Consider the following 21,952-nt stretch of genomic DNA (forward strand, 5'->3'; position numbering starts at 1 on the left):
TCAATCAACAATCCGGCTTATCCGCCGTAAAGCGCCGAGCAGGGTTCACCGCCGCGCCAAACTCGCGCAATGCCTTGGCGCCAATCAGCAGCGGGTAATTGAAGCTACTGCGGTCGGTGAGGTTGACCTCGACCGTGCGTTTTACATTGCCCAGACACAACTCCAGATCCACCACCGGCCGCTTGGTCGGTGCGATCACTTCATTGTCATCCTCATCTTCTTCAGAGCGAGTCTTGATCTTGCTGATCCGCGCGACCTTGTGTTCATAGACCTTGTTGCTCGCGCCTTTGGTGGCGAGGCGGAAACGTACCCAGTCCTCGCCGTCACGAGTAAAGGTCTCGATATCCTTGGCCGACAGCGACGCGGTCAGGGCGCCGGTGTCCATTTTCGCCTTGAGCACTTCGCCGCCAATTTCCGGCAGCGCGATGTATTCGTAACATTTCGAGGTGAGCCAGCGGCCTTCGATGCTGGCGACGATGCCGAAGGTTTGACCCAGAAAGCGCCATCACCCTAGCAGTTCTGATAGTTGGCAAAGCCCGAAAAAGCTCCGATGCTGAAAGACCGCTTTCATGGCCATTCAGCATCGGAGTTCAACCCATGTCTACGTCTTCACGCAGAACAATCCTGCTGGCTACCGATCAACAGCGCTCGGTGATGAACGCACTCGACGCAACGCAACACCATCACCTCGCCTATACCCCCTACGGCCATCGCCCAGGTGAAAACGGTTTGCTCAGCCTGCTTGGCTTTAACGGCGAATTGCCCGACCCAATGACCGGGCACTATCCTTTGGGGAATGGGTATCGTCAGTTCAATCCGGTATTGATGCGGTTTAACAGTCCGGATAGTTGGAGTCCGTTTGGCAAAGGTGGGTTGAATGCTTATGCCTATTGCGCAGGTGAGCCGGTCAATCGGAATGACCGAAGCGGGCATATGTTCAAACCTCAACCAAAGCTACCGCTGAAAACAAATAAGGTTTCTAAAGGTGGAGTTGGACATAAAAAATCACTGCCGGTAATCAAGGAGGAAAATGAACCTTCAACGGCCAAGGGATCAGTAAAGGTTATCGAAAATCCGCCCATTCCCACTGAAATTTTACCCAAGAACGCCACAAGAGTGGCTAAAAAACCCCCGGCACTGTCAGATCATATCGACCTCGAATTTCGCGACTCGCTCCGCCGTGCGATAGAAGTTGAAATCCCCACCGGCCCGGTAGCCAGTACTTCGGCAACGCCTCGAGCACCACGCAAACGAAATACCAACACACTTGGTAGCTACAACGACTTTTTCGAACAAAAAATCGCCGCATCGAAGCCGCCCTCACCAGGCACTCAAAACCCCCTTATTCGAAACACCTGATACTCCAAGCGCTGACTGCGGTTTCGATCAGCTACAGCTTTTTTTGGATTAACAATCCGGCTTATCCGCCGTAAAGCGTCGAGCCGGGTTCACCGCCGCGCCAAACTCGCGCAACGCCTTGGCACCGATCAGCAGCGGGTAATTGAAGCTACTGCGGTCGGTGAGGTTGACCTCGACCGTGCGTTTTACATTGCCCAGACACAACTCCAGATCCACCACCGGCCGCTTGGTCGGTGCGATCACTTCATTGTCATCCTCATCTTCTTCAGAGCGAGTCTTGATCTTGCTGATCCGCGCAACCTTGTGTTCATAGACCTTGTTGCTCGCGTCCTTGGTGGCGAGGCGGAAACGTACCCAGTCCTCGCCGTCACGAGTAAAGGTCTCGATATCCTTGGCCGACAGCGACGCGGTCAGGGCGCCGGTGTCCATTTTCGCCTTGAGTACTTCGCCGCCGATTTCCGGCAGCGCGATGTATTCGTAACGGCCGTACAGGGTGGGTTCGGCGGCCATGACTGGCAGGGCTATGAGGGACAGCAGTGCAAGGAGGGATTTCACGTAATGATTGTCCTTGAAAAATGGGCAGCGCAATTTTAGACCGTCAGTTGGCAATTCGTTCGTTTCTGAAATCGCTTCGCGGGCAAGCCAGGATCCCACAGATTCTGCGCAAACCCTGTGGGAGCGTGGCTTGCCCGCGAAGAGGCTGGAGCAATCGCCACAGCCATATACTCTTATCAATTTCAGCCCAGCATACCCATGTAATAGTGAAACATTCGTCACCACTCGATTTGGCCTGTCGCGCGAAGCTGCTTATCATGGCGCGCCCAAATGTTTGCAAGAGTTCCTTATGCGCCGCCTGCTCACCGGCTGTTTCGTTGCCCTGCTGCTTTTACTCAACACCCTGGTCCTGATCGGGCCATTGATGGTGTTTGCCCTGCTCAAGCTGGTCCTGCCGGGGCGGTTTCGCGACTACGCCTCATGGGTGGTGATGTGGATCGCCGAGACCTGGTCCGAAATCGACAAACTGATTTTCCGTCTGTGCATCCCCACGCAATGGGACATTCGCGGCGGTGACGATCTGCGTCGCGATACTTCCTACCTGGTGATCAGCAACCATCAATCCTGGGTCGATATCCCGGCACTCATCCAGACGCTGAACCGGCGCACTCCGTTCTTCAAATTCTTCCTCAAGAAAGAACTGATCTGGGTACCGTTCCTGGGCCTGGCGTGGTGGGCGCTGGATTACCCATTCATGAAGCGCTACACCAAGGCGTTCCTGGCGAAAAACCCGGAGCTGGCGGGCAAGGATCTGGAGATCACCAAGGCGGCGTGTGAGCTGTTCAAGCGCCAGCCGGTCACCGTGGTCAATTATCTGGAAGGCACGCGCTTCACTGCAGCGAAAAACGCCAGCCAGCAGTCACCCTTCACCCACCTGCTCAAGCCCAAGGCCGGCGGTGTGGCCTTTGTGCTGGCAGCAATGGGCGAACAGCTGGACGCCATTCTCGATGTAACGGTGGTGTACCCGCAGCAGAGGATTCCGGGTTTCTGGGACTTGATCAGCGGCAACGTGCCGAGGGTCATTATCGACATTCAGACCCGCGAACTGGACCCGGCGTTGTGGCAGGGCGATTACGAAAACGATCCGCTGTTTCGTGAAAAAATCCAGAACTGGGTCAACCAGCTCTGGATCGAAAAGGATCGACGCATCGACGCACTGCGCACCGAGCTCAGCTGAATCAGCTACTGGTACCTGCCCCCCAGATCCCGCTGAGGCTTTGCAGCAGCGAGCCGCCAACACCTTGCTGACCGAGGTATTGCAGGATTACCGGGGCAAACTGGCCGATCATGCCGGTGTCCATGCCCAGGGCGCTGAATGCACTGTTCAGGTCGTTGGTGTCCTTGACATTGCCCAAGGCGTTATCCAGCCCCGCGGCCTTGCCTGACGACCCCAGCAACCCGGCAAGCGCGCCCAGCTCACCGCCGCCCGACAGCTTGTCGATCCCCGGCACGCTTTTGGCCAGCTCCGAATAATCAGTCGAACTCAGCTGGTTCTTCGCCAGCCCCAGCATCGCCCCGGCACCACCGACGGCTTGCTGTGGCGTCACGTTCAATTGAGTGAGCGCACCCAGCAGGTCCGCCGTTTCCGAAGTCGGTGCGGCAGCCGTGGCAGCATTGCCGCCGTTCATGCCCGAAATTGCATTGGCCGCATCGTTGAGGCTGAACTGCGCAAAGGCCGGGCTGGTCGCCAGGGCCAGCAGCGAAGCCAGTGCAAAACCGCGTGAAATCTTCATTCAGACATCCTCTTGTGCCATGAAAAGCGCCCGGTTAACGGACACAAAGCTGCAGGTTTGACCGGGCTTTCGTTGATGTGTTCCTCGACAAAGTCTACATTTTCCAGGCGTCCGCAGAACTTGTCGCACCGGGATCAAGCGCAAGTGCGAGATCAAACCCTGAAAAACCATGACTCAATAGGCCACAACTAACTATCAGAAGTGACAGTAGTGTTCAAGACCATAGTTCGTAAAGATGAACACTCTCAAACAATGGAGTGTCAATCATGCGATCTACAATTACTGCCAGTTTACTCATGACATTAATGGCCGTTGGCAATGCTTACGCGGCAAGCACTGCCTGTCCGGCGGTGCGAGACATAGTGCAAGTCAAGGATGAACAGGAGGGAGGCTATGAATACTTCGCCCCCGGACCTGATAAACGTGTATGGGTTGGCTCTAATCCTTATGCCGAAGAGCATCACCTCGAGACCTTTGAGTTTACCGGAGCTCTGTACCGCGACGTCAGCTCGGAAGGCAACAAGTTTGTGGTGTCCTGCGATTATGAGGGAGACGAGTTTCTCGCGTTCACACGCTTGACGCTGTACTCCTTTAATGACTGGGAATCCGCTAAAAATACTTTTTGGAAGCGTGAAGTAAAGGAACAACCGTCCCTTGCCAACAAGAACGCCCAACATGTGGAGACTTGCAAATCCGGCCAACAGGAAAAATGTTCTTTTGAGTACTCTTCACTGTCGGCTGCGCCCTCTCAAAAATAACCTGTGCGCATAATTCTCAAAGAGCGTGACTGCAAGGATCTCCACGACCCGTTGCAGGTTGCAAAAAATGGCGATCTCAGATCGCCATTTTCATACGTAGCACTAAATATTTTATGCCCCGCACCCGCATATTCCTGCTTGTAGTACCGCATCAAGGCTTTCCTGACTATCAGTTCTGCTAGTAGGCGACTGCGGTCCAATGCGCCACAGTGAACCCCTGAATCGATAGCGCCTGCGGGAGACCAACCGATGCCTGGAAACAGCGAAATACTGCTCTGCCAATACAATTACGACCCGCTGGACAGGTTGGTCAATTGCACATTGTCGGCACAAGCGAGCAGCCAGCGCTTCTACCTCAAGGATCGGTTGGCCACCGAGATCCAAGGCGCGGTGCAGTGGTCGATCGTGCAGCATGGCGATCAGCTATTGGCGCAACAGCAACGCCAGAATCAAATATCTGAAACGAACCTACTCATCACCGATCAGCAGCGTTCAGTCTTAAACCTACTCGCGGTGACCGGACCTCATCTCCTTTCCTACACACCTTATGGCCATCGCCCACCGGAGAAAGGTTTGCTCAGCCTGCTCGGCTTTAACGGCGAACGGGCGGACCCGCTGACCGGGCAGTATCTATTGGGAAATGGCTATCGGGCGTTTAACCCGGTATTGATGCGCTTTAACAGCCCGGACAGCTGGAGTCCGTTTGGGGAGGGCGGATTAAATATGTATACGTATTGTGGGGGAGAACCAGTTAACCGGAGTGATAGAACGGGACACACATGGTCTTGGATAAAGTCTATCATGAGGTCATTAAATTTCATGAAACCATCTGCACGCGGCGCTGAACTTACGAGAACCTTTAGCGGCACGTCACTTGGTCCTTGGGCGGATAAAAACCCTGTAAAAAAAAATCCCCTCTATCAATCACCTCGCAGTTCCATTTCGTCACAGCGCTCCTCTTCGTCACAGCGCGCCACTACGACTATAACTTCCGATCATTATATAGACTCAGTCTACAACCAGCCACTGACCAACTCCGCAAATCGGATAATCACACCACGAACAGGGACTTTACCACCACTACCACCCAATGCACGACTCCATACGCAATGGTCACTCCCGCAACCAGTATTTCGCCACCACAATACTTATGACCTACCTTCCATGGCAACTATTTATGAAACTCAAGGAGAAAGCATTCGGCATCTGAATGCCGAAAAAGTCGTTAGAATAGGAAAATCAATTCGACGCACATGAAGAAGAGCGACATCAAGTCGCCCTTCTTATTTTTTAAAGCCCCTTACGCCGCACTAAACATCTTATGTGGATCAATCACAAACTTCTTCGGCACACCCGCATCAAACTCGCCATACCCTTGCGGCGCCTGATCCAGGCTGATCACCTGAACCCCTACCACTTCGGCAATATTGATACGGTCCCACATGATCGCCTGCATCAACTGGCGGTTGTATTTCATGACCGGCGTCTGGCCAGTGTGGAAGCTGTGGGACTTGGCCCAGCCCAAACCGAAGCGAATGCTCAGGCTGCCCATTTTCGCGGCGGCGTCCACAGCACCCGGATCCTCGGTGACGTAGAGGCCCGGGATACCGATCTTGCCGGCCACCCGCACCACACCCATCAGTGAGTTGAGCACGGTAGCCGGAGCTTCATGTTTCACTCCGTCATGACCATGGCCGCGCGCTTCGAAGCCTACGGCATCAATGGCGCAATCCACTTCCGGCTCGCCCAGCAGTGCCGCAATCTGTTCGTGCAGTGGCGTGTCGAGTGACAGGTCGGCAATTTCAAAACCCTGGGCCTTGGCGTGGGCCAGACGCACGGTGTTAACGTCACCGATGATCACCACCGCCGCACCCAGCAAGCGCGCCGAAGCGGCTGCTGCCAGACCAACCGGACCGGCGCCCGCAATGTATACGGTGCTGCCAGGGCCAACGCCGGCCGTCACGGCGCCGTGATAACCGGTCGGCAGGATGTCGGAGAGGCAGGTCAGGTCGCGGATTTTCTCCATGGCCCGGTCGCGATCCGGCAGTTTCAGCAAGTTGAAGTCTGCGTATGGAACCAGGGCGTATTCGGCCTGGCCGCCGGTCCAGTCACCCATGTCGACATAACCGTATGCGCCACCGGGACGCGCCGGGTTAACGCTCAGGCAGACACCCGTGTGCATTTCCTTGCAGGAGCGGCAGCGTCCGCAAGCCACGTTGAAGGGTACGGACACCAGATCGCCGATTTGCAGGTTCTCGACGTCGCTGCCCTTTTCAATTACTTCGCCGGTAATTTCGTGGCCCAGTACCAAGCCGGTTTGCGCAGTGGTACGACCGCGCACCATGTGCTGGTCGGAACCACAGATGTTGGTGGAAACTACGCGCAGGATGACAGCGTGTTCAATCTTCCTGCCGCGTGGGTCCTGCATTTTCGGATAGTCGATTTTCTGTACTTCGACCTTACCAGCGCCGAGATACACCACACCACGATTGCCAGACATGCTTTCACCTCGCTGTTGTTTTTATGGAAGCGCGTTGCCCAGGCAGGCAGCGCGTTAAGTGCTCGGGTACAGATGCTGAATCTTGTGTCGCTTGTAATGCCCTCATCGCTAGCAGGCTAGCTCCCACAGTTGTTCGGGGTAGACACTGGATTTGTGAACAACCCAAACCCTGTGGGAGCTGGCCTGCCAGCGATGGCGATCTAAAGAACGACCGTGCGATTGGCGTTCAAAAACACCCTGCGCTCAATGTGATAACCCACCGCTCTGGCCAATGTCAGTCCTTCAATGTCCCGGCCCTTGGCGATCAAGTCCTCCGGGTAGTGACTGTGATCCACCACCTCCACGCCCTGGGCAATGATTGGCCCCTCATCCAGGTCGTTATTGATGTAATGCGCGGTGGCGCCGACCAGTTTCACGCCCTTGTTGTAGGCCTGGTGATAAGGCTTGGCGCCCTTGAAGCCGGGCAGCAGGGAGTGGTGGATGTTGATCGCCTTGCCGTCGAGTTTGCGGCACAACTCCGGGGACAGGACCTGCATGTAGCGGGCAAGGATCACCAGTTCTGCGCCGGACTCCTCGATCACCTGCAAGACCTGACGTTCCTGGGACGGCTTGTCGTTCGGGTCCAGCGGGAAGTGGTAGTAAGGAATCTGGTGCCAGTCGGCCAACGGCTTGAGGTCCGGGTGATTGGAGACCACGGCGGCCACGTCCATCGACAATTGGCCGATGCGCTGGCGGTAGAGCAAGTCGTTGAGGCAGTGGTCGGCCTTGGAGACCATGATTACGACTTTGGGGCGATGGTGTGGCGGCGTCAGCTCGAAGATCATGCCAAAGGCTTCGCCACGTTCAGCCAAACCCGCGCGGAACGACTGTTCATCGAAACCGTCTGGTTGGCGAAATTCCACTCGAATGAAGAAACGGGCCGAGAGCCGGTCATCGAAGGAATGGTGTTCGGTGACGTAGCAGTCCTGCTCGAACAGAAAGCGGGTTACCGCGTCCACGGTGCCGAGGACGCTGGGGCAGTCGGCGGTCAGGATCCATGTGTCTGGGGCGCGGCTCATAGTGCGGTGACTCCTGTTCTTGTGTTGGGTGTCAGGGACATTGCTGCCCTCACCCTAGCCCTCTCCCGGAGGGAGAGGGGACTGACCGAGGTGTCTTTCGAGCACATCGACCTGAAATTTCGAAGGTGAATGTAGATCGCAACAACACCATAAATTGGCTCCCGTTCCCCTCCCCCCGTGAGGGAGAGGGGACTGACCGAGGTGTTCTTTCGAGTTACATCGACCTGGAATACCGAGTCGAACTCAGGTTTTGACCACGACACCGATCGGCTCCCTTTCCCCCTCTCCCCCTTGGGGGAGAGGGGACTGACCGAGGTGTTCTTTCGAGTTACATCGACCTGAAATACCGAGTCGAACTCAGGTTTTGACCACGACACCAATCGGCTCCCTTTCCCCCTCTCCCCCTTGGGGGAGAGGGCTGGGGTGAGGGGGTGGCTTTTTCAGGCCTGAACGCTAAGCCCGTACTCAGCCGAAGCATCCTGCAACCACAACCACCAGTAATCCGAGAAGCTGCGACGGATCAGCAGCTCCCAGGTGTCTTCGGCGGTGTGGCGGATGACCAGTTGCGACTTGGCGAACACCGTACCCACAGCCTTGCCCACCGGAAAGTTGTTGGGGTGCACGTCATAGCTGGTGGATTTCATCAGCACTTGGCGCACGTTCGGGCCGCGCAGTTCGAGGATCTGCTGGCCGCCGCTGACGTTGACGATCTGGATGTGCAGGTCACCCAGCGCCTCACGCAGCTTTTGCTCGGCGACGAACTCTTCTCCGGACGGCACGATCAGCAGCCACTCATCCGGGCCCATCCACTGCAGACTGGTTTCGCCCTTGACGATGACAGTCAGGGCACCCGGCAACTCGATGCCAAGTGCCTTGTGCACACCGGCGGCGAACGCGGCATCGTGACCATCGCCACGGAGGGTCAGGTGACCCAGGAGTTTTTTCTCGCGCACCGTCACACCGGCGTTTTTACGTCCCTTGCCCACCAGGCTGGCGAGGTCGGCGTGATGCAGCGACGACTCGGCCTTGGCCTCGGTGGTTGGACGTTGTTGGTAAACATTGGCTGCCGTCATAAAGCACCTTTCCTGAATTCTGTTGGTTCCGGTCCTTGTGGTGGCTGTTCCGCCGCTTTCGCGAGCAAGCCCGCTCCCACATTCGACCGCGTTCCCCCTGTGGGAGCGGGCTTGCTCGCGAAAGCGGCAGCCAGCACACCACAGGGCCCGAGGTCATCACACGTTCTGGCGTTCACCTTTCGGATCGAAGAACACCGAAGAAACGATCTCCGCCTCGATCACGCTGCCATCGGCCAACGGTGCGAACACCCGCTCACCCATGCGGCTCAGCCCGCCCTTGACCACGCCCATGGCAAACGAATAGCCGAGGGAGTTGTGCGCGTAGCTGGAAGTCACGTGGCCGACCATGGTCATCGGGATCGCCTGCTTGGTGTTGAACACCAGTTGCGCACCTTCCGGCAGCCATTTGTCCGGATCGATCGGCTTGAGGCCAACCAGTTGCTTACGCTGATCACGCACGCAGTCTTCACGGTTCATGCCACGCTGGCCGATCCACGAGAACGGTTTGGTGCGACCTACACACCAGCCCATGTTCAGGTCGTCCGGGGTCATCGAGCCGTCGGTGTCCTGGCCGACGATGATGAAGCCCTTCTCGGCGCGCAGCACGTGCATGGTTTCGGTGCCATAAGGGGTCAGGTTGTACTTCTTGCCGGCATCGACGATTTTCTCGAGAACGCCCATCGCATAGTCCGCTTGCACGTTGACTTCGTACGACAGCTCGCCGGTAAACGAAATCCGGAACACCCGCGCCGGCACGCCACCGACCAAGCCTTCTTTCCAGGTCATGAACGGGAAGGCTTCGTTGCTCAAATCGATATCGGTGACTTCGCTGAGCAGCTTGCGGCTGTTCGGCCCGGACAGGGTCATGGTTGCCCAATGATCGGTCACGGAGGTGAAGTACACCTTCAGATCCGGCCACTCGGTCTGCTGGTAGATTTCCAGCCATTGCAGCACACGCGCAGCGCCGCCGGTGGTGGTGGTCATCACGAAGTGGTTGTCGGCCAGGCAGGCCGTCACGCCGTCGTCGAACACCATGCCGTCTTCTTTGCACATCAGGCCGTAACGCGCCTTGCCCACGTCGAGTTTGGTCCAGGCGTTGGTGTAGATGCGGTTGAGGAACTCGCGCGCATCCGGGCCCTGAATGTCGATCTTGCCCAGGGTCGAAGCATCCAGCAGGCCGACGCTGTCGCGCACGGCCTTGCATTCGCGCTTGACCGTCGCGTGCATGTCTTCACCGGATTTCGGGAAGTACCACGGACGCTTCCACTGACCGACGTCTTCGAACTCGGCGCCGTTTTTCAGGTGCCAGTGATGCAGTGCGGTGAAACGCACCGGCTCAAAAATGTGCCCACAGTGACGACCGGCCACGGCGCCGAAGGTCACCGGCGTGTAGTTCGGGCGGAACATGGTGGTGCCCATCTGCGGGATGGTCACGTTCAGCGAACGGGCGGCAATGGCCAGACCGTTGACGTTGCCGAGCTTGCCTTGGTCGGTGCCGAAGCCCAGTGCGGTGTAGCGCTTGACGTGCTCGACCGACTCGAATCCTTCGCGGGTCGCCAGTTCGATGGCGGCGGCGGTGACGTCGTTCTGCAGGTCGACGAATTGCTTCGGCGCACGAGCGGTGTTCTTTTCATGGGGCACCTGGAACAGCGCCAGAGTTGGCTCTTCCAGACGCGACAAGGCTTTCGGCAAAGTCGCTTCGACCACGCCGAAACCAGCTTCGCTGGCCGCGCGCACACCGCCTTCAAAACCATCGGCCAGTGAATCGCCCAGGCCGTAGACGCCGTTGATGCCACCGACGCACACACGTTTCTGCGGTGCTTCGCCCGGAACGAAACCGAGGATGTCTTCACGCCAGGTCGGCTTGCCGCCCAAGTGCGAAGCCAGGTGAACCACCGGGCTGTAACCGCCGGAACTGGCGATCAGGTCGCAGTCGAGCCATTCGCCAGGACTGGTGACTTTGTGTCCCTTCACATCAATGGCGGCAACGCGGGCAGCGGTGACGTGCTTGCTGCCACGGGCCTCGATCACGGCGCTGCCGGTCAGGATGCGGATGCCTTTGGCGCGTGCTTCTTCCACCAGCGCACCGCGCGGGTTGCTGCGGGCATCGGCGATCGCTACCACTTGCAGGCTGGCATCGAGCCAATCCAGCGCGACGCGGTAGGCGTGATCGTTGTTGGTGGTCAAGACCAGCTTTTTGCCCGGTGCCACGCCGTAACGGCGCACGTAAGTCGAGACAGCACCGGCCAGCATGTTGCCCGGCACGTCGTTGTTGCCGTAGACCAATGGACGCTCATGGGCGCCGGTCGCGAGTACGACACGTTTGGCGCGAACACGGTGGATGCGCTGACGCACCTGGCCAATCGGAGCGCGGTCGCCGAGGTGATCGGTCAGGCGCTCGTGAATGGTCAGGAAGTTGTGGTCGTGGTAACCGTTGACCGTGGCGCGTGGCAGCAGCAACACGTCCGGAGTGTCCTTGAGCTCGGCGATAACACCGGCAACCCATTCGATCGCCGGCTTGCCGTCGAGGCTTTCGCGGGAGTCGAGCAGGCTGCCGCCGAACTCTTCCTGCTCATCGGCGAGGATCACACGGGCACCGCTGCGGGCAGCCGCCAGTGCCGCAGCCAGGCCTGCAGGGCCGGCGCCGACGATCAGCACGTCGCAGTGCTGGTTCATGTAGTCGTAAGTGTCCGGGTCGTTCTCGGTCGGCGAGCGGCCAAGACCGGCAGCCTTACGAATGTACTTCTCGTAGGTCATCCAGAACGATTGTGGGTACATGAAGGTTTTATAGTAGAAACCCGGCGGCATCAGCTTGCCGCCGACCTTGCCGAGAATGCCCATCATGTCATTGTTCACGCTTGGCCAGCCGTTGGTGCTGGTGGCGACCAATCCTTGATACAGCGCTTGTTGCGTGGCGCGTACGTTCGGGATCTGCGTGGCTTCGGTGGCGCCGATCTGCAGCACCGCGTTCGGCTCTTCAGCACCGGCGGCGAAGATGCCGCGTGGACGGGAATACTTGAAGCTGCGACCGATGATGTCGACGCCGTTGGCCAGCAGGGCCGCGGCCAGCGAGTCGCCCTCGAAGCCTTTGTAGCTCTGGCCGTTGAAGGTAAAAGTCAGGACTTTATTGCGGTCGATCCGTCCGCCGTTGGACAGGCGATTGGTCTGGCTCATACCTTCTCTCCCAGAGCCGTGCTGGCCGCTTTCGGGCTATCGGTCTTGTCAGTGAATTGTGGCTTGGTGCCGATCTTGTAGGTTTCGAGAATCTCGTAGGTCACGGTGTCGCGGGTGGCGTTGAAGTACTGACGGCAACCGGCGGCGTGAATCCACAACTCGTGATGCAGACCGCGCGGGTTATCGCGGAAGAACATGTAGTCGCCCCACTCCTCGTCGGTGCAGCTGTTCGGGTCCAGTGGACGCGGGATGTGCGCCTGGCCGGATGCGTGGAATTCCTCTTCGGAGCGCAGTTCGCCGCAGTGAGGACAGAAGATATGCAACATAGGAAATTTCTCCTGTTAGTGGGCGACGGCCGCAGCGCCGTGTTCATCGATCAACGCACCGTTGTGGAAACGGTCGATTGAGAAAGGTGCGGCCAATGGGTGCATTTCACCCTTGGCCAGGCTCGCGGCAAATACGTTGCCCGAGCCAGGTGTTGCCTTGAAGCCGCCGGTGCCCCAACCGCAGTTGAAAAACATGTTCGGTACCGGGGTTTTCGAGATGATCGGGCACGCATCCGGCGTGGTGTCGACGATGCCGCCCCACTGACGGTTCATGCGTACGCGCGACAGCACCGGGAACATCTCGACGATGGCCTGGATGGTGTGTTCGATCACCGGGTACGAACCACGCTGGCCGTAGCCGTTGTAGCCGTCGATACCGGCGCCGATCACCAGGTCGCCCTTGTCGGACTGGCTGATGTAACCGTGCACGGCGTTGGACATGATCACGCTGTCGATAATCGGCTTGATCGGCTCGGACACCAGCGCTTGCAGCGGGTGGGATTCGATCGGCAGACGGAAACCGGCCAGTTTGGCCATGTGCCCGGAGTTACCGGCCGTGACCACGCCGACGCGCTTGGCGCCGATGAAGCCCTTGTTGGTTTCAACACCGATGCACACGCCGTTTTCCTTGCGGAAACCGATCACTTCGGTCTGCTGGATCAAGTCCACGCCCAAGGCGTCGGCAGCACGGGCAAAGCCCCACGCCACGGCATCGTGACGGGCCACGCCGCCGCGACGCTGGACGGTGGCGCCCATCACCGGGTAGCGGGTGTTCTTGGAGCAGTCGAGGTACGGAATTTCGTCCGCCACTTGCTTGGCATCGAGCAGTTCACCGTCCACGCCGTTGAGGCGGTTGGCGCTGACCCGACGCTCGGAATCACGAATGTCTTGCAGGGTGTGGCACAGGTTGTAGACACCGCGCTGGGAGAACATCACGTTGTAGTTGAGGTCCTGGGACAGCCCTTCCCACAGTTTCATCGCGTGTTCGTACAGGTGCGCCGACTCGTCCCACAGGTAGTTGGAGCGAACGATGGTGGTGTTGCGCGCGGTGTTACCGCCGCCCAGCCAGCCTTTCTCGACCACTGCCACGTTGGTGATGCCGTGCTCCTTGGCCAGGTAGTAGGCGGTCGCCAGACCATGCCCGCCACCGCCGACGATGACCACGTCGTAGACCTTTTTCGGGGTCGGTGTGCGCCACATGCGCTGCCAGTTTTCGTGGTGGCTGAGGGAGTGCTTGAAGAGGCCGAAGCCCGAGTAGCGTTGCATAGTCATTTACTCCAAAACCGCACTCAGCGATAAACCGGGAAGTCCGCGCACAGGGCCGAAACCTGCTCGGCGACATTGGCCTCGACATCGGCGTCGCCGAGGTTGTCGAGGATGTCGCAGATCCAGCCGGCCAGCGTGACGCACTGGGCCACCTTGAAGCCGCGCGTGGTCACCGCCGGGGTGCCGATGCGCAGGCCGGAGGTCACGAACGGCGACTGCGGGTCGTTCGGCACGGCGTTCTTGTTCACGGTGATATGGGCGCGACCCAGGGCTGCATCCGCCTCTTTGCCGGTGAGGCCCTGACGGATCAGGCTGACCAGGAACAGGTGGTTGTCGGTGCCGCCGGACACTACATCGTAGCCGCGTTTGATAAACACGCCGGCCATGGCTTGGGCGTTGTCGATCACTTGTTGTTGGTAGACCTTGAAGCCTGGCTCCAGCGCTTCCTTGAAGCACACCGCCTTACCGGCGATCACGTGCATCAGCGGGCCGCCCTGGGCGCCGGGGAACACTGCAGCGTTGAGTTTCTTCTCGATTTCTTCGTTGGACTTGCACAGGATCAGGCCGCCACGTGGACCGCGCAGGGTCTTGTGGGTGGTGGTGGTGACCACGTCGGCGTAGGGCAGCGGGTTCGGGTACAGACCGGCGGCGACCAGACCGGCTACGTGGGCCATGTCGACGAACAGCAGCGCCCCGACCTTGTCGGCGATCTGACGGAAGCGCGGGAAGTCCAGCGTCTTGGAGTAAGCCGAGAAACCGGCAACGATCATCTTCGGTTGGCATTCGACGGCCAGACGCTCAACTTCGTCGTAATCGATCAGGCCGGTCTTGGTGTCGATGCCGTACTGCACGGCGTTGTACAGCTTGCCCGAGGACGACACTTTGGCACCGTGGGTCAAGTGACCGCCGTGGGCCAGGCTCATGCCCAGTATGGTGTCGCCGGCTTGCAGCAGCGCCAGGTACACGGCGCTGTTGGCCGAGGAACCGGAGTGCGGCTGGACGTTGGCGTAATCGGCACCGAACAGTTGCTTGGCGCGTTCGATGGCCAGGGCTTCAACCTTGTCCACGTGCTCGCAGCCACCGTAGTAGCGCTTGCCCGGATAGCCTTCGGCGTATTTGTTGGTCAGGCCACTGCCTTGGGCTTGCATGACGCGCTTGCTGGTGTAGTTCTCTGACGCGATCAGCTCGATGTGATCTTCCTGACGTTGCTCCTCGGCATTCATCGCCGCCAGCAGTGCATCGTCGTAACCCTGGATCTGGTCTTGCTTGCTGAACATCGCGTCTCTCCCAGCGGCGGCGGTGCGCCTTTCGTCTCGGTGAGGCCCTGGCTTTTCGGCAGTGCCCTTTGATAGCGATGGTATGGCCGGCTTCAAGTGGTCAAATGCCTACGGGCGCCACGCAAAGGTGCGTTTACGACATGGACTGAAATGGCAGGCCGAACACAATCCCCAAATCAACAGGAGTCCCCTGTGGGAGCGGGCTTGCTCGCGAAGAACGATGACACGGTCTGCCTGAAACACCGAGGTGCCTGCTTCGCGAGCAAGCCCGCTCCCACAGGGTCAAAGGAGGTCAGGCAATCAGCAGGCGCAACGCCAACAACATAAGGAAATGCGCGGGATACAGCGCATAGGCCCAGCGGCGCATCGGTGGTGGTTTTACGTCTTTGATGTGTCGCAACAAGAACAGCCCCAGCCATGGCGCAATCAGACAAGTGACGATGGCGGGTATGGCCGCACTGTTGCCCAGCCGCACGGCGTAATACAACACCTGCCATTGATTGGCCGCCAGACAAACCAGCCCCGGCAGCAGCGCGTAATACCAGGGGCGACGAATCACCAGCAACAGCGTCCATGGCAACAAAACCCCAAAGAAACCGAACATCACTTTTTGCGTGAACAGCGCCGCCAGCAACAAGGCGACGGCTGCCAGCAATCGGGAATGCAGCGTCGGCTGCTGCCAGCCGCGCGCCACCAACAGGCCAAGGACCAGGGTGGGCATTACGTTCAACGTGTCGTGCTCGGGTATGAACATCCGGTACGGGATTTCGCTCACGGCGCTAAACAGCAACAACCAACCCAGATAGCGCCATTGCCCACCACTCTCCACGGCAGGCTTTCGCGCAAGATTGGCGGCCATCGCCAGGCAAAACCAAGGAAACGCCAACCGCCCCGGCACATACAACAAATCGACGGAGTAACCGACATATCGCAGGTGATCGAGCACCATGCTCAACAGCGCCAGCCACTTGAGCAGATCCAGTGCTCCGTCGCGCTGCTTTAAGTGCAGAGTCGCGTGCATAATCGTCCTTTGACTGTGTATTTTCTTGAAAGCAACATCCCGTGTGCTCTCCTGACGATCTTGGGTAAAGTGCGCACCATCATTGACCACGAGACACTTCACCATAGGCGTCTCGACCACGGAAGCAGGCCATGACCGATAAGAGCCAACAATTCGCCAGCGACAACTATTCCGGCATTTGCCCTGAAGCCTGGGCCGCCATGGAACAGGCCAACCATGGCCACCAGCGCGCTTATGGCGACGACGAATGGACCGCCCGCGCGTCCGATGACTTCCGCAAGTTATTCGAGACTGATTGCGAGGTGTTCTTCGCGTTCAACGGTACGGCTGCCAACTCGTTGGCGCTGTCGTCACTGTGCCAGAGTTACCATAGCGTGATCTGCTCGGAAACGGCTCACGTCGAAACCGACGAGTGCGGCGCCCCGGAATTTTTCTCCAACGGTTCCAAACTGCTCATCGCCCGTACCGAGAACGGCAAGCTGACCCCGGATTCGATCCGCGAGGTTGCCCTCAAGCGCCAGGATATCCACTACCCCAAACCCCGCGTGGTGACCCTGACCCAGGCCACCGAAGTTGGCAGCGTCTATACCCCGGACGAAATCCGCGCCATCAGCGCCACCTGCAAAGAACTGGGCCTGAACCTGCACATGGATGGCGCGCGCTTCTCCAACGCCTGCGCGTTCCTCGGCTGCACACCGGCGGACCTGACCTGGAAGGCCGGCGTCGATGTACTGTGCTTCGGTGGTACGAAAAACGGTATGGCAGTGGGCGAAGCAATCCTGTTCTTCAACCACAAACTGGCCGAAGACTTCGACTACCGCTGCAAACAGGCCGGGCAACTGGCGTCGAAAATGCGCTTCCTGTCGGCGCCTTGGGTCGGGATTCTGGAAAACGGCGCCTGGCTCAAATATGCCCAGCACGCCAACCACTGCGCACAATTGCTGGCCGAACTGGTGAGCGACATTCCAGGCGTGGAACTGATGTTCCCGGTACAGGCCAATGGCGTGTTCCTGCAACTTTCGGAACCGGCCATCGCCGCACTGACCGCCAAGGGCTGGCGCTTCTACACCTTCATCGGCAACGGCGGCGCACGCTTCATGTGCTCGTGGGATACCGAGGAAGAGCGGGTGCGTGAATTAGCGCGGGATATCCGTGAAGTCATGGCATAACCGCAATCCCCTGTGGCGAGGGGGCTTGCCCCCGTTCGGCGGCGCAGCCGTCGTAAACCAGCAAATGCTGGTCTGTCTGGCTGCTCGCATTCTCAGGGTTTGGGCCTGCTTCGCAGGCCAACGGGGGCAAGCCCCCTCGCCACAACCGTTCCCCCGCCACTGCTCCTGAAAGACTTCGTCTACATTGTTTGTCGAGCCCGTGCTCACATAAAAACAATCAGGAGCGTCAGCATGTCATTGCAAGGCAAAACCCTGTTCATCACCGGCGCCAGCCGTGGCATCGGCCGAGAGATCGCGCTGCGAGCTGCGCGCGACGGGGCGAATATCGTGATTGCGGCCAAAAGTGCCTCGCCGCATCCCAAGCTACCCGGGACGATATTCAGCGTCGCCCAGGAAGTCGAGGCCGCAGGCGGCAAGGCATTGGCCTTGCAGGTGGATGTGCGCGATGAAGATGGCGTGCATCAGGCATTGGCCCAGGCCAACGAACATTTCGGCGGCATTGATGCGCTGGTCAACAACGCCGGGGCAATCAAGCTGACCGGGGTTCAACACCTCGAACTCAAGCGTTTCGACCTGATGCACCAGATCAACACCCGTGCCGTGCTGCTGTGCAGTCAGGCGGCGCTGCCGTATCTGAAGAAGTCCAACGGCCACATCCTCAACCTGTCCCCGCCACTGAATCTCGCGACCAAATGGTTCGCCCAATACAGCCCGTACACTGTCACCAAGTACGGCATGAGCATGCTGACGTTGGGCATGAGTGAGGAATTCAAGAACTACGGCATCAGCGTCAATTCGCTATGGCCGCAGACCATGATTGCCACCGCCGCTATTGAGTTTCAGTTGGGGTCGAGGGAGTCGTTCAAACATGCGCGTACGCCTGCGATCATGGCGGATGCGGCCCACGTCATTCTGAACAGCACAAACCGCAGCCTGACCGGCCGTTTGTTGATTGATGAGGAAATACTGCGGGAAAGCGGTGTGACCGAGTTCGAGCACTATCGCTTCGCGCCGGACAGCAGCGACAAACTCATGACAGACTTGTTTATCGACTAAACACCCTCCCCTGTAGGAGCGAGCCTGCTCGCGATGAACGCTGGCAACCTGACACCTCGCGGCGTTCTCAGGTTCATCGCGAGCAGGCTCGCTCCAACAGGGGTTATTGCGTGACCGTCAGAAATCGATACGCACATCGCCCTTCGGCACACTGCAGCACGACAGGATGAACCCTTCGGCTTCGTCTTCCTCGGTAATACCGCCGTTGTGTTCCATCTCCACTTCGCCACCCAGCTTCAACACCTTGCAGGTGCCGCAAATCCCCATCCCGCAAGCTTTCGGAATCATCAGCCCAACCTTCGCCGCCGCCGCATGCACAGTCTCGCCCGGCGCCACACGAATGCTCTTGCCGGACGCCGTGAACTCCACCTGATGCAGATCCGCCACATCAACTTGCGGCGCGTCGGCAGCCTGTTCGGCCTGCTCTACAGCATCGGCGCGGGCTTCCGGTGGCGTCGCACCAAAGGACTCCTCGTGGTAACGCTTCATGTCGAAGCCGGCGTTCTCCAGCAAACGCTTGACCGCGTTCATGTACGGCGTCGGGCCGCAGCAGAATACTTCGCGCTCAAGGAAGTCCGGCACCATCAGTTCCAGCATCTTGTGGTTCAGGTAGCCGCGATAACCAGCCCATGGCTCGCCCAGACCATGCTTCTCGCAAATCAGGTGCAGGCTGAAGTTATCGATTCGCGACGCCATGTGTTCCAGCTCGCGGTGGTAAATGATGTCCTTGGGTGAACGGGCGCTGTGGATAAACGTCATGTCGACGTTGCCGTTGGTGTCGTAGAACCAGCGCGCCATGGACATGCACGGCGTGATCCCCACGCCACCGCTGAGGTACAGCACTTTAGGGCTGGGAAAATCGATGGCATTGAACAGCCCGACCGGTCCGTGCACCGCCAGTTCCTGGCCTTCGTGCAGGGTGTCATGCAGCCAGTTGGAAACCCGCCCACCCGGCACGCGCTTGATGGTCACGGAAAAGCTGTAGGGTACCGACGGCGAGCTGGAAATGGTGTACGAGCGCATGATCGGCTCGCCTTCGATTTCCAGTTCCAGGGTGACGAACTGCCCCGGCTTGAAAAAGAACATGATCGGCTGGTCGGCCATGAAGCAAAAGGTGCGCACGTCCCAGGTTTCCTGGATGACTTTGACGCAACGGACGATGTGTCGACCATTGGCCCAGGTCTGGGTGGTTACCGGGTTCAGGAAGTTGTTGGACATGCTGATCTCCACGGCCGACTGTCGGCCTTCATGTTGGCGATTCTGCGTATAGCACGAACCACCCGTTTACCTATCTGCGACATTCACATGCTTATCGCGACCAGCCCCCAACTACCGGGGCTTGCGCGTCGGGAACAGATTGCACCATGTCGCCCATGGATAAGGTTCTGGCCAGCGCCGGCCCCACACTCGCCTCAACAGATAACTGCTGTTTTTTGTCTTGCGTCGCACAACCGTAGCCACAATTCGCCGGCCACACAAAATGGCCATGAGGACTAAATCGATGGACGTCACTACTACCCTGAGCCTGGGCGATCCGCTGGAACCCGCACGCAAGGCCACCGCGCAGATGTTGCAAGAGCGCGAGCGCACGTTCTCGCTGCCGCAGCCGTTTTACTCCGACGACCGCCTGTTTGATATCGACATGCAGGAAATCTTTCAGAAAGAGTGGTTGATCGCCGGCATGACCTGCGAAATCCCTGCCAAGGGCAACTACCTGACCCTGCAGGTCGGCAAGAACCCGATCATCGTGATTCGTGGCGCCGAGGGCGTAGTGCATGCTTTCCACAACGTCTGTCGCCACCGTGGCTCACGCCTGTGCACCAGTGAAAAGGGCAAGGTGGCCAAGCTGGTCTGCCATTACCACCAGTGGACCTACGAACTGGATGGTCGCCTGCTGTTCGCCGGCACCGAAATGGGCGCCGACTTCGACATGAAGCAGTACGGCCTCAAGCCGGTGAACGTGAAGACCGCCGGTGGCTACATCTTCATCAGCCTGGCGGAAAATCCGCCGGCCATCGATGACTTCCTGTCGACGCTCAGCCATTACATGGAACCGTACGACATGGAAAACACCAAGGTGGCGATCACCACCACCTTGATGGAAAAGGCCAACTGGAAGCTGGTACTGGAAAACAACCGCGAATGCTACCACTGCAACGCGTCGCACCCGGAACTGCTGAAAACCCTGCTGGAGTGGGACGACGTCACCGACCCACGCGCCGACCAGGCGTTCAAGGACCACGTAGCCGCCTCCGCCGCCGCCTGGGAAGCCGAGAAGATCCCTTACGCCCACGCCAGCTTCGGCCTGCGTAACCGCATCGTGCGCATGCCGCTGCTCAAGGGCACCGTATCGATGACCCTGGACGGCAAACAGGGCTGCGCCAAGCTCATGGGCCGCATCAAGAACCCGGACCTGGGCTCGATGCGCATCCTGCACCTGCCGCACTCCTGGAACCACTGCATGGGTGACCACATCATCGTGTTCACCGTGTGGCCGATCAGCGCCCAGGAAACCATGGTCACTACCAAGTGGATCGTGCACAAGGACGCGGTTGAAGGTGTGGACTACGACGTCGAGCGCATGCGCAAGGTATGGGATGCGACCAACGACCAAGACCGTCGCCTGGCGGAAGAAAACCAGCGCGGCATCAATTCCACCGCGTACCAGCCTGGCCCGTACTCCAAAACCTACGAGTTCGGGGTGGTCAACTTCGTGGATTGGTACAGCGAGCGTCTGCTGAGCAACCTGGGCGCCGAGCCTGCGCCGTACCTCAAAGGCGTACCCGTTCAAGGCTAATGCCCCCCCTGTAGGAGTGAGCCTGCTCGCGAAAAACCTGAGAGCACCGCGGGGTGTCAGGCTCCCTGCGTCATCGTTGACCTCCATCGCGAGCAAGCTCGCTCCTGCAAGGGGGCTTGCTCGCAGCAGGTTCTCTTCCAGCCATACATTCCCCCACCATTCAGAATTGTACGAAATATGATCTATTGCGTTCAGCACTATGATCTACGCGCCTTCCAGCCTTCCGCAAACAAGTTATCCACACCTCCACCCACAGCTAATGGGGACAACTGTGGAAAATGCTCAAAAAAATTTCCACAAACCACAGAAAAACCGTGACTTATCCAAAGCCAGGGTTTCTCGAAGCAATTGATCATTTTTTGATCTTAGGCTTACAAGCCCCGCCACGCCTGGCCTGTAGAGGATCGCAAACACCTTATCCACAGAAGCGCCAACAGACTTTGGGGGCAACTTTACCCCGTCTGTGGAAAACCCCTGAAACGCGCTGGGAATCAACGTTTCCAAAGGACATCATGTGTTTGAACCTCGATTTGCTCATTTTTTGATCACGAGCATGAAAGCCCCGTTTTATATGGCTTACAGAGGATAGCGAACATCTTATCCACAGAAGCGCCAACAGAGATTGGGGGCAAGTCTGATCCACCTGCCAGATTTATCCCCTTGAAAAAGCTTGGAAAAATCCACGAGAACCCTGATCGTTTTTTAATCGACGCCTTGCAGAGCTTGATCTGTATGAGGTGTAGAGATGGGTGAACATGTTATCCACAGCTCCATTAACAGGGATTGTGGGTAAAGGCTGGAAAAAACTGTAGTTGGAAGGGAGCTACGCA

At 58.5% G+C, this 21,952-nt stretch carries 17 protein-coding genes and 2 pseudogenes; 7 read left to right on the forward strand and 12 right to left on the reverse strand.

Going from position 1 to position 21,952, the window contains the following annotated elements; all coding sequences use genetic code 11:
- Positions 1-4: 4 nt before the first annotated feature.
- A pseudogene (gene rloA2, locus AC07OG_RS00060) lies at positions 5-436 on the reverse strand (retropepsin-like aspartic peptidase RloA2); the annotation flags it as partial.
- Between the two features lie 182 nt (positions 437-618).
- On the opposite strand from rloA2 (AC07OG_RS00060), the pseudogene AC07OG_RS00065 reads away from it, so the two are divergent.
- Positions 619-933, forward strand: a pseudogene (locus AC07OG_RS00065) (RHS repeat-associated core domain-containing protein); the annotation flags it as partial.
- A 474-nt stretch (positions 934-1,407) separates the two neighbouring features.
- Here the strand turns inward: AC07OG_RS00065 and rloA2 (AC07OG_RS00070) are convergent.
- Positions 1,408-1,914 (reverse strand): retropepsin-like aspartic peptidase RloA2, encoded by a 507-nt coding sequence (gene rloA2 / locus AC07OG_RS00070; protein ID WP_060542320.1) that lies wholly within the window; start codon positions 1,912-1,914, stop codon positions 1,408-1,410.
- Between the two features lie 289 nt (positions 1,915-2,203).
- Between rloA2 (AC07OG_RS00070) and yihG the strand changes: the two genes are divergently transcribed.
- Complete coding sequence (gene yihG / locus AC07OG_RS00075) at positions 2,204-3,091, forward strand: 1-acylglycerol-3-phosphate O-acyltransferase, YihG family (protein WP_495065940.1); 888 nt, start codon at positions 2,204-2,206, stop codon at positions 3,089-3,091.
- Between the two features lies 1 nt (position 3,092).
- Here yihG and AC07OG_RS00080 read toward each other — a convergent pair whose 3' ends face one another.
- Entirely contained in the window at positions 3,093-3,647 is a 555-nt protein-coding gene (locus tag AC07OG_RS00080; protein ID WP_218423691.1) for a DUF2780 domain-containing protein, read from the reverse strand.
- Positions 3,648-3,913: 266 nt separating this feature from the next.
- Here AC07OG_RS00080 and AC07OG_RS00085 point away from each other — a divergent pair, with 266 nt between their 5' ends.
- Positions 3,914-4,405: a DUF3757 domain-containing protein gene (locus AC07OG_RS00085; RefSeq protein ID WP_495065941.1), complete on the forward strand. Its 492-nt coding sequence runs from the start codon at positions 3,914-3,916 to the stop codon at positions 4,403-4,405.
- Positions 4,406-4,654: 249 nt separating this feature from the next.
- Positions 4,655-5,662 (forward strand): RHS repeat-associated core domain-containing protein, encoded by a 1,008-nt coding sequence (locus AC07OG_RS00090; RefSeq protein ID WP_495065942.1) that lies wholly within the window; start codon positions 4,655-4,657, stop codon positions 5,660-5,662.
- A gap of 43 nt (positions 5,663-5,705) precedes the next feature.
- Here the strand turns inward: AC07OG_RS00090 and fdhA are convergent, their stop codons facing one another.
- From fdhA to AC07OG_RS00130, 8 genes are all read right to left on the reverse strand, one after another.
- On the reverse strand, positions 5,706-6,905 hold the full coding sequence (gene fdhA / locus AC07OG_RS00095; protein WP_060542324.1) for a formaldehyde dehydrogenase, glutathione-independent: 1,200 nt from the start codon (positions 6,903-6,905) through the stop codon (positions 5,706-5,708).
- A 200-nt stretch (positions 6,906-7,105) separates the two neighbouring features.
- A complete protein-coding gene (gene purU / locus AC07OG_RS00100) occupies positions 7,106-7,963 on the reverse strand; it encodes a formyltetrahydrofolate deformylase (protein WP_060542325.1) in 858 nt (285 codons plus the stop codon).
- A gap of 440 nt (positions 7,964-8,403) precedes the next feature.
- Positions 8,404-9,036 (reverse strand): sarcosine oxidase subunit gamma, encoded by a 633-nt coding sequence (locus AC07OG_RS00105; RefSeq protein WP_060542326.1) that lies wholly within the window; start codon positions 9,034-9,036, stop codon positions 8,404-8,406.
- 156 nt (positions 9,037-9,192) lie between these two features.
- The gene (locus tag AC07OG_RS00110; protein WP_495065943.1) at positions 9,193-12,210 is read right to left on the reverse strand and encodes a sarcosine oxidase subunit alpha; all 3,018 of its coding nucleotides are present in this window, start codon (positions 12,208-12,210) and stop codon (positions 9,193-9,195) included.
- Positions 12,207-12,536 carry a sarcosine oxidase subunit delta gene (locus AC07OG_RS00115; protein ID WP_047534309.1) on the reverse strand — a complete coding sequence of 110 codons (330 nt, stop codon included), beginning with the start codon at positions 12,534-12,536 and terminating at the stop codon, positions 12,207-12,209. The genes AC07OG_RS00110 and AC07OG_RS00115 overlap by 4 nt, the downstream gene beginning before the upstream one ends.
- Positions 12,537-12,551: 15 nt before the next feature.
- The gene (locus AC07OG_RS00120) at positions 12,552-13,802 is read right to left on the reverse strand and encodes a sarcosine oxidase subunit beta (protein WP_007980419.1); all 1,251 of its coding nucleotides are present in this window, start codon (positions 13,800-13,802) and stop codon (positions 12,552-12,554) included.
- 23 nt (positions 13,803-13,825) lie between these two features.
- Positions 13,826-15,079 (reverse strand): serine hydroxymethyltransferase, encoded by a 1,254-nt coding sequence (gene glyA, locus AC07OG_RS00125; RefSeq protein ID WP_060542328.1) that lies wholly within the window; start codon positions 15,077-15,079, stop codon positions 13,826-13,828.
- 292 nt (positions 15,080-15,371) lie between these two features.
- Positions 15,372-16,100 (reverse strand): TraX family protein, encoded by a 729-nt coding sequence (locus AC07OG_RS00130; protein ID WP_495065944.1) that lies wholly within the window; start codon positions 16,098-16,100, stop codon positions 15,372-15,374.
- 131 nt (positions 16,101-16,231) lie between these two features.
- Here AC07OG_RS00130 and AC07OG_RS00135 point away from each other — a divergent pair, with 131 nt between their 5' ends.
- Together AC07OG_RS00135 and AC07OG_RS00140 are read left to right on the forward strand one after the other, a co-directional pair.
- Positions 16,232-17,269, forward strand: coding sequence for a threonine aldolase family protein (locus tag AC07OG_RS00135; protein ID WP_060542330.1), 1,038 nt, complete (start codon positions 16,232-16,234; stop codon positions 17,267-17,269).
- Positions 17,270-17,500: 231 nt separating this feature from the next.
- Positions 17,501-18,325, forward strand: a complete 825-nt coding sequence (locus AC07OG_RS00140) for an SDR family oxidoreductase (RefSeq protein WP_060542331.1) — start codon at positions 17,501-17,503, stop codon at positions 18,323-18,325.
- A 117-nt stretch (positions 18,326-18,442) separates the two neighbouring features.
- On the opposite strand, the gene gbcB is transcribed toward AC07OG_RS00140, so the two are convergent.
- A complete protein-coding gene (gbcB, locus tag AC07OG_RS00145) occupies positions 18,443-19,543 on the reverse strand; it encodes a glycine betaine monooxygenase reductase subunit (RefSeq protein ID WP_060542332.1) in 1,101 nt (366 codons plus the stop codon).
- 283 nt (positions 19,544-19,826) lie between these two features.
- Between gbcB and gbca the strand changes: the two genes are divergently transcribed.
- Positions 19,827-21,122, forward strand: a complete 1,296-nt coding sequence (gene gbca, locus AC07OG_RS00150; RefSeq protein WP_060542333.1) for a glycine betaine monooxygenase oxygenase subunit — start codon at positions 19,827-19,829, stop codon at positions 21,120-21,122.
- Positions 21,123-21,952: the final 830 nt, after the last annotated feature.

The sequence above is a fragment of the Pseudomonas sp. GW821-FHT09H03 genome (genome assembly GCF_059415945.1).